Consider the following 6739-nt stretch of genomic DNA (forward strand, 5'->3'; position numbering starts at 1 on the left):
GTGACGCGCATGACGGGTACCGAGTTCGAGAACCAGGACCTCAGCGGCGCCCGGTTCACCGATGTCGACCTCTCCGACGCCACGTTCCGGTCGGTCGCGTTCCACGGGGTCGCCATGCGCGACGTCGAGTTCTCACGCGCGACGATCGACGGTGAGGTGAAGAGCCTCGTCGTGAACGGCGTCGAGGTGGCAGCGTTCGTGGAGGCGGAGCTCGACCGCAGGCACCCCGAGCGTCCCCTGTTCCGACCGGCCGACGCCGACGGGCTGCGGTCCGCGTGGGATGTGAACGAGCGGTTGTGGGCGCAGACCGTGGACCGCGCGCGGCGGCTGCCCGAGGAACGGCTGCACGAGTCCGTCGACGAGGAGTGGTCTTTCATCCAGACCCTCCGGCACCTCGCTTTCGGGTCGCAGGCGTGGGTCGGCCGGGGCATCCGGCGGGACCCGAGCCCGTGGCAGCCGTTGTCGTTGCCGTGGGACCCGACGAGCCACCTCGAGGGACTTCCGCACGGCCGCGACGACCGCCCGCCTCTCGAGGTGGCGCTGGCGCTGCGGCTCGGGGCGATGGCGATCGTCCGTGGCGTGATCGACGGCATCACCGACGAGCAGCTCGACGTCCCGGGCGACCCGCTCGTCGGGCCTGGGTGGCCTGCCGAAGGCGCGGTGCTGACTCCGCGCACGTGCTTGCAGGTCGTGCTCAACGAGGAGTGGTGGCACCGCCAGTACGCCGAGCGTGACCTGGGCATTCTCGAAGGACGGTCCGCAGAAGGCTGAGCCCAGACACGCGTCGGTGCGTGCCCCGATCGTGTCGTTTCGCCTAGATTCAGCACCGGGACCGGACCCTATGCCGAGCGCCCGATCGTGCAGGTCGACGCAGTGCGAAGGGGAGGGGCTCCGATGAGCGTCCACAAGTCGATGGTGCGGGTGCGCTGGGTGGGGGTTCTCGCGGTCGCTGCGAGCCTGGTGCTGACGTCCTGCTCAGGCGAAGGAGACTCCGCGCTCACCGTCGCCCAGGCGAACGTGACCAAGGCGGAGGCGGCGCTCGAGGACGCACAGACCGCCGCGACCGACGCTCAGGCAGGCTTCTGCGACGCCAGCTCGGGGTACATCACCGCGCTGGACCGCTACGGCGACGTGCTGCACCAGACCGCGGTCACCGTCGGCGACGTGCAGACCGCCGGCGCGGACCTGAAGGACCCGAGCCAGGAGACCCAGGACGCCGCGGACGAGGTCGTGAGTACCCGGGAGGCGCTCCACACGGCGCAGCAGGACCTCGCCGATGCCCAAGCCGCGCTCGCCGCCGTCGAGGCGTCCGCCTCGAGCGGTGCCCCGCCGGCGCCGGAAGCGACCCCGGTCCCGAGCCCGACACCGCTGCTGCCGGATGCCACGGTCGCCCGCGTCAAGCAGGCGGAGACCGACTTCGCCACAGCGCAGGACGGCATCACGAAGGACACCCCTCTCGTGCAGGCGTCCGAGCAGTTCAACGCCGCCGTGGTAGCGCTCGAGATGTCCTGGATCCAGCTGTTCGCCCAGTCCGGCTGCCTGACCGACGAGGCTCAGGTCGAGGCGGCTGCGTCGATCAGCGCCTACACGCTGGCGCTCCAGCAGCAGCTCGCGGCGGCCGGCTACTACACGGGCCAGGGCGACGGGTTGTACGGACCGCAGACCGTCGCCGCGGTCGTCGCGCTCCAGGCCGCGAACGACCTGCCCCAGACCGGTACCGTCGACAAGGCGACCGAGGCGGCGCTGCGCGCGCAGCTCGAGGCCGCCGGAGGTGCCGCCGCGTCGGCGTCGCTCGTGTCGACGGCCGCCCTCCAGCAGACCCTCAAGCTCGCCGGCTACTGGGACGGCCCGATCGACGGACTGTGGTCGCCCGAGCTGACGGCGGCTCTGGGTGCCGCGCAGGAGGCACTGGGCGTACCGGTCACGGGTGCGGTCGACGCGGCGACGCTCGCGGCGTTCCAGGCGGCCCTCGCCGAGGCGCAGGCCGAGCCGGAGCCGGAGCCGACCCCGGAGGAGTCCGCGACAGAGGGCTGACGCTCAGCGGACCACGTCGTAGAACAGGTGCGCCGCGTTCGGGGTGATCACCGTGGCTGACTCGTCGAGACGCAGCTCGGTGCGGGATCCCCCGAACAGCGGTGTGCCGGCGCCGAGCAGGAGCGGCGCGACGTGGAGATGCAGCCGGTCGACGAGCCCGTCGCGCAACGCCTGACCGCCGACCGAGCCGCCACCCATGATGACGACGGGCTTGTCGCCGGCCGCCGTGACCGCCTGGTCGATCGCCTCGCGCAGACCCGTGGTGACGATCGTCATCCGGTCGGTGAGCCGCACGTGCTCCGGCGCCTCGTGCGTCACGACGAAGCACGGCGGCGGCGCATCGGCGTCGCCCTGGTCCGCGCCGTAGTGCCTGTCGTCGTTCCACCCGTGGGGTCCGTCGACCACGTCGAACGTGTTGCGTCCCATCACGACGGCGCCCGTCCCGGCCGCAGCCGTGGCGAGCACCTCCACATCCTCAGGGGTGCGATCGCCGACCGCCCACGCGTGCAGGGGGAGACCGTCGTCGCCCAGACCGTTGTCCGGGCCGGCGTTCGGGGCCGTCACGAAGCCGTCGAGCGAGATGGTGATGTCGAGGATCACAGCCACACGACGACGCTACGCGCGTGGTGCTCGGGCGCTACCCGAACATCGAGCGGGCCGCCCGCAGCCTGCGCTCGGGACTCATGAGCACGCTCACGTCGTCGACCCACTGCTCGACGGTCCCGACACCTGGCGGCAGTGCGCGCACGGCGTCGTCGGCGATGCTGCGGGTCACCGCTTCCGGCACCAGGGCGATACCGCGCGAGCCGCGCTCGAAGAACGGGACCACGGCCGCGTCGACGACGGGCAGCCCGACCTCGCGCTGGACGGTGTGCAGCGTCTCGGCGGCGGTGCAGAGCGCGCCCTCACGCTCCTGCCACCCCTCGGCTCTGAGCGCACGCAGCAGCCATGGGCCGGCAGCACCCGAGGACGGCAGGTCCAGGAACCCTCGCCCGAACCACTTGGCGTAGGGCGGCCAGCGTCGTTCCAGCAGGTAGCCGAGGTGAGCGAGAACGCGCACGAGCCGGGCCGCGACGAGCCGTGAGCCCAGGTCGTCCCCGCCGGCGCCGGCCCGCGCGACGAACGGGAGCTCCTCGCGGAGCCGCACCCAGTCGGTCGCGACGGCGTAGCGCCAGACGTCGTCCGGCTGGCGGCTCAGCCGCTCACGCACGACGGACAGGCCCCCGTCGGTGTCCTCGAAGACAGGCCCGGCGGTGACCTCGAGCGCCGCCTGACCAGTCAGTGAGAGCCACTCGACGTGCCCGAGGGGGGTCGTCGCGTCGAACCCGAGCCGCGCGCGGGAGAAGGCGGCGACCGTGGTGACGTTCACGCGGTGGTGGTCGGAGGCGTCCCAGGTCGTCGCGAAGCGGGTCCGGTGACCGGCGAACGTCGCCGGCAGCTTGTCGTGGAGGTGCTCGTCCACGGCGGGCACGAGGTCCTCTTCGACGAACAGGTCGAGCCGCAGACCCCAGTCGTGGTCGCGGGAGACCTCGTCGTCGAACCCCAGCACGTCCGACCCGCCGCCGAGCCGGGCCGCGGCGTGCGGCAGCCCCGGCCATCGTGCGTGGACGAGCGGCCGCACGACCGACCGGTAGTAGTCCTGCGCCAGATCCGCTCCCGAGCCGACCATGCCTAGGGAGCCGACGGCCCGCGCAGGACCTCCTCGGCGAACCGCACCGAGCGTTCGCGCAGCCCCTCGATGCGCCGCAGCACCAGGCCTTCGGGGTCGTCGCCGGCCTCGACGATGCGCGGGATCCGGCGGACGTTGCGCGAGCACCCGAACGTCGTGCAGATCAGGGTGCCGAGGGTGTCGCCGTTGCGGCCGGACGCCCCTGCGCGGCGGGCGACGTAGAGCGAGACCTCGTCGGTGGCGTAGACGTCCTCGCACCACGCGCAGACGGCACGCTTGCGCTTCGCGGCATCCTCCGGGGCCCGCAGGGCGATGCCGACCAGCGTGTCGTCGACGGGCACGACGACGTACGAGCGCAGCGGTGCCTTGCGGTCGATCCAGCCGTAGTAGTCGAGGCGGTCCCAGCGGGTCTCGTCGAGGTCGGCGGGCAGGGTCAGCTTGGACGCCTCGCCGCGCGAGCAGTTGACGAAGGACGCGCGGATCTGGGGCTCGGTCAGGGGGAGCATGGTGATCGATGATCCGTCGCCCGCCGCCCGGACGTCCACCTGGATTCCTAGGCCCGGACCGGTTCCGGATGCTCGACGACGATCGGGAGCTCGGGCGCATCGGTCCCGCCGCGGACCAGGGCGATGCCCGCGACCACGAGCACCATGCCGGCCAGCTGCACGGGCAGGGGGGCTTCGCCGACCAGCGCCCACGCCAGCAGGACGGAGATCAGCACCTCGCTCAGGGCGAGGAAGGACGCGAGCCGCTCGCCGAGCATCCTCACCGAGGCCGCGCTGATGCCGTAGGCGAGCGCGGTCGGGACGACGGCGACCACGAGCAGCGGGACGACCCAGCTGACCTTCGCTCCGAGCAGGTCGACGGTCACGTCTGGGGCGGCCAGCGGGAGCACGCCTACCGCCGCCGCGAGGGCGACGGTCGCGGCGCCGACCGCCATGCCGGCTCCGGCGAGGCTGATCGGCGGGAGCTCGGTCGGTCGGCCCGTGAAGGCGAAGTAGGCGGCGTTCCCGACGGCTGCCGTCAGGGCGAACAGCAACCCGAGGGGGTCGAGCTGCAACGACCCGGTGAGGTCGAGCACGAGGACGAGCCCGCCGGTCGCGAGTGCCGCGCCTGCGAGCGTGGCACGGGTGGGAGCCTGACGTTCTCGAGCCCAGCGCCAGCCGACGAGCAGGAGCGGTCCGGTGTACTCGATGAGCAGTGCGACGGCGACTGGCAACCGGTCGACCGCGAGGAAGTACATGGTCGACGCGGTGGCGACGCCGAGGACGCCGAAGCCGACGACGACCCGCCACTCGTCGCGCAGCACGTGCCACTTCCCGCGCAGAGCCCATGCCGCGGGGCCGGCCAGCAGGACCGCAGCCACGGAGAGCCGGACGAGGATCGCAGCGCCGGGTGACCAGCCGGCCTGCAGCAGCGGCTTGACGACAGGACCACTCGTCGCGAAGGCGGCCGCTGCGACGAGGCCGGCGACGACGCCGAGCGAACGGTTGTTCGTGGTCGCCATCACGTCGTCCTGTCATGAGTCAAAGGTGGGTACGCTCGTGACAGTAGCGCCGCCCACCGACAGGAGTCAAAGTGGTTTTTGCACCTGACACCGTGGCGAACCTCAGTGCAGCGGCTGAGCTGGTCAACACGGCCCGGCGCCGCGACGGTCACGACGCCATGGCGACGATCGACGACGTCGCTGACTTCTACACGCGGTGGAGCTACACGACGCGGCACGACGGGGACGCGGCCGAGCTCGCGGCCGTGCGGGCCGCCCGAGACCGGATCGGCGCCTTCTGGGACCTCGACCGCGACGGCGCACCGGCCCTGCTCAACGCCCTGCTGGCGGAGGGCGGTGCTGTCCCGACGCTCGTCCGGCACGGGGACATCGACTGGCACGTGCACGGCACGGCGCCCGACGCCCCCTTCGGCACCGTCATCCTCGTCGAGACCGCGATGGCGATCATCGACGTCGTGCGCGGTGACGAGTACGACCGGCTGAGCCTGTGCGAGGCCGACGACTGCGACGCGGTCCTGATCGACGTCTCACGCAACCGCTCGCGCCGGTTCTGCGACGTCAACGGCTGCGGCAACCGCGCGCACGTCGCGGCCTACCGGGCGCGACGCAGCACCTCCTGACTGCAGCCGGCAGGTTGCGCAAGACGCAACCGTCGTGCAACTGTTGAATTGCACAAGATCCCTCGAAGCAAGAGGACCGCCATGAGCCAGCAGCCCGCCGCAGTCGTCGACACCGAGAACTTCACCGTCTCCCGCACGGTCCACATCAAGGCGGCGCCGGCCCGTGTCTGGGCTGCGCTCACGACGTCGGACCTCATCACCGAATGGCTCGGCAACAAGGCGTACCTGCCTGACCTGCGGGTGGGTGGCGAGGGTGTGTTCGGGTTCGAGGGGTACGGCGAGTTCCCGGTCCGGATCGACGAGTACGACGAGCCCGTCGCCTTCGCGTTCACGTGGGGCACTCCACCGGCGCCCGCGCAGGGTGAGGCCGCGAACCTCACCCCGGAGAACTCCACGCAGGTCCGCTTCACCCTCGTCGCCGACGGAGAGGCGACCATCCTGTCCGTCGTCGAGTCCGGGTTCGGGCTGCTCGGACGCGACCCGATCGACGCGATGAACTCGAACCGTCAGGGCTGGACCGACGAGCTGGACGAGCTCGTCGCCTACCTCGAGGGCTCGTCATGAGCGAGACCCTGGTCCCGGTGTTCGCCGCGCTCGCGGACGACACGCGCTGGGCGATCCTCATCGAGCTCGGCCGCTCCGAGCGGTCGGCGTCCGGGCTGGCGACGGTCTTCCCGGTAACCCGGCAGGCGATCGCCAAGCACCTGGTCGTGCTCTCGGACGCGGGCCTGGTCGAACCCGTGCGCGTCGGCCGCGAGATCCGCTACCGCGCCCTGGGCTCCCGCCTGAGCCAGACGGCACACGCGCTCGAGGCGATCGGCGCGGAGTGGGACCGCCGCCTGTCGGCGATCGCACGCATCGCGGAGTCGCTCGAGGACTGACCGCAGCCACCGCCCGGCGCCGAGACCG

At 72.0% G+C, this 6739-nt stretch carries 9 protein-coding genes; 5 read left to right on the top strand and 4 right to left on the bottom strand.

Annotated features, from left to right (window positions below):
• The first annotated feature begins 9 nt into the window (after positions 1–9).
• Both AC1DPN_RS18130 and AC1DPN_RS18135 read left to right on the top strand, forming a co-directional pair.
• Complete coding sequence (locus AC1DPN_RS18130) at positions 10–771, top strand: DinB family protein (protein WP_477086168.1); 762 nt, start codon at positions 10–12, stop codon at positions 769–771.
• A 123-nt stretch (positions 772–894) separates the two neighbouring features.
• Positions 895–2034 (top strand): peptidoglycan-binding domain-containing protein, encoded by a 1140-nt coding sequence (locus AC1DPN_RS18135; RefSeq protein ID WP_477086169.1) that lies wholly within the window; start codon positions 895–897, stop codon positions 2032–2034.
• A 3-nt stretch (positions 2035–2037) separates the two neighbouring features.
• Here AC1DPN_RS18135 and AC1DPN_RS18140 read toward each other — a convergent pair whose 3' ends face one another.
• The 4 genes from AC1DPN_RS18140 to AC1DPN_RS18155 are packed head-to-tail and all read right to left on the bottom strand — an operon-like array spanning position 2038 to position 5210.
• On the bottom strand, positions 2038–2640 hold the full coding sequence (locus AC1DPN_RS18140; protein WP_477086170.1) for a dihydrofolate reductase family protein: 603 nt from the start codon (positions 2638–2640) through the stop codon (positions 2038–2040).
• 31 nt (positions 2641–2671) lie between these two features.
• Positions 2672–3703: a DUF4037 domain-containing protein gene (locus tag AC1DPN_RS18145; RefSeq protein ID WP_477086171.1), complete on the bottom strand. Its 1032-nt coding sequence runs from the start codon at positions 3701–3703 to the stop codon at positions 2672–2674.
• Between the two features lie 2 nt (positions 3704–3705).
• Positions 3706–4209 carry an FBP domain-containing protein gene (locus AC1DPN_RS18150; RefSeq protein ID WP_477086172.1) on the bottom strand — a complete coding sequence of 168 codons (504 nt, stop codon included), beginning with the start codon at positions 4207–4209 and terminating at the stop codon, positions 3706–3708.
• Positions 4210–4256: 47 nt separating this feature from the next.
• Positions 4257–5210 carry an EamA family transporter gene (locus AC1DPN_RS18155; protein WP_477086173.1) on the bottom strand — a complete coding sequence of 318 codons (954 nt, stop codon included), beginning with the start codon at positions 5208–5210 and terminating at the stop codon, positions 4257–4259.
• A gap of 71 nt (positions 5211–5281) precedes the next feature.
• Here AC1DPN_RS18155 and AC1DPN_RS18160 point away from each other — a divergent pair, with 71 nt between their 5' ends.
• From AC1DPN_RS18160 to AC1DPN_RS18170, 3 genes are all read left to right on the top strand, one after another.
• Positions 5282–5830 (top strand): CGNR zinc finger domain-containing protein, encoded by a 549-nt coding sequence (locus AC1DPN_RS18160; protein ID WP_477086174.1) that lies wholly within the window; start codon positions 5282–5284, stop codon positions 5828–5830.
• Positions 5831–5911: 81 nt separating this feature from the next.
• On the top strand, positions 5912–6394 hold the full coding sequence (locus AC1DPN_RS18165; protein ID WP_477086175.1) for an SRPBCC domain-containing protein: 483 nt from the start codon (positions 5912–5914) through the stop codon (positions 6392–6394).
• Positions 6391–6711, top strand: a complete 321-nt coding sequence (locus AC1DPN_RS18170; protein ID WP_477086176.1) for an ArsR/SmtB family transcription factor — start codon at positions 6391–6393, stop codon at positions 6709–6711. Before AC1DPN_RS18165 ends, AC1DPN_RS18170 begins: the two co-directional genes overlap by 4 nt.
• Positions 6712–6739: the final 28 nt, after the last annotated feature.

The organism is Cellulomonas sp. P4_H4 (genome assembly GCF_056400865.1).

Bases quoted from the DNA above. Each gene is read 5' to 3' on its own strand.
- AC1DPN_RS18150 (WP_477086172.1), bottom strand. From the start codon at position 4,209: ATGCTCCCCCTGACCGAGCCCCAGATCCGCGCGTCCTTCGTCAACTGC.
- AC1DPN_RS18155 (WP_477086173.1), bottom strand. From the start codon at position 5,210: ATGGCGACCACGAACAACCGTTCGCTCGGCGTCGTCGCCGGCCTCGTC.
- AC1DPN_RS18135 (WP_477086169.1), top strand. From the start codon at position 895: ATGAGCGTCCACAAGTCGATGGTGCGGGTGCGCTGGGTGGGGGTTCTC.
- AC1DPN_RS18145 (WP_477086171.1), bottom strand. From the start codon at position 3,703: ATGGTCGGCTCGGGAGCGGATCTGGCGCAGGACTACTACCGGTCGGTC.
- AC1DPN_RS18165 (WP_477086175.1), top strand. From the start codon at position 5,912: ATGAGCCAGCAGCCCGCCGCAGTCGTCGACACCGAGAACTTCACCGTC.
- AC1DPN_RS18170 (WP_477086176.1), top strand. From the start codon at position 6,391: ATGAGCGAGACCCTGGTCCCGGTGTTCGCCGCGCTCGCGGACGACACG.
- AC1DPN_RS18130 (WP_477086168.1), top strand. From the start codon at position 10: ATGACGGGTACCGAGTTCGAGAACCAGGACCTCAGCGGCGCCCGGTTC.